Annotated in this window: 2 protein-coding genes; both read left to right on the top strand. The window is 45.9% G+C overall.

Translation table 11 applies throughout. From position 1 onward, the window contains the following. A partial coding sequence (locus tag ACYVTD_RS14505; protein WP_461248426.1) for a hypothetical protein occupies window positions 1-329 on the top strand: 329 nt, incomplete at its 5' end. Then, window positions 280-827: YDG domain-containing protein (locus ACYVTD_RS14510; protein WP_461248427.1), on the top strand; the 548-nt coding region annotated here is incomplete at its 3' end. The genes ACYVTD_RS14505 and ACYVTD_RS14510, both read left to right, overlap by 50 nt.

Here is an 827-nt window from a genome sequence, read left to right on the forward strand (position 1 = left end):
ATGTAGAAGTTATCGATAAACGAACCGGTAAAACAACGACAAGCAGACCGATAAAAGTTACTGTGAATATAATATATAATATTATTATTGACATAAGCGGTAATGTGTTAGGCGATATTGTAACAGCGTCGCCTGATTCCGGTATTGCAGGTGATACTGTTACATTTACATACACAGTTGCGAATACTATGCCAAAAAACTTGCTGAATTTTGACGGCGTTAACGCAACAATCAATCCCGTAAACAACGCGGGAAATGGGACTAGAACATACGTCATAAATGCGGGTGGACGCTTCAGAGAGGACTATTACCATTACCGCCGTATTTGAACATACCAATCTGACATCTGCCCCAATCGCATTTACCACTACAGGGCATATAAATAAAACCTACGGCGACGCAGCTTTTACCAACGCTATTGTCGCGGGATACTTAGGTAGCGGAGCAATTACCTATTCTAGCGAAAATCCAACTGTAGCTACAGTGAGCAGTTCGGGGCAAGTTACAATTCTAAAAGCAGGTTCCACTGTTATTACCGCCGAAAAAGCGGCTGACGCTGTATACGCGCACGCGCAAGCGGAATACACATTAGCGGTTAACCACAAACAGGTTACTATTACCGGACTGTCGGCGGAGAACAAGCAGTATGACGGCACGACAACGGCAACCGTAACAGGCGCGGCGGCAATCAGCGGTACAATAGCAGGTGATGATGTAAGTGTTGTTACCGGAACCGCCTCATTTGAAAGCGCGACAGCAGGTAGCGGCAAGACTGTTACCTTTAGCGGTTGGTCGCTGACAGGAGCGGACGCGGGTAGTTATACATT

The organism is Treponema sp. R6D11 (assembly GCF_054786075.1).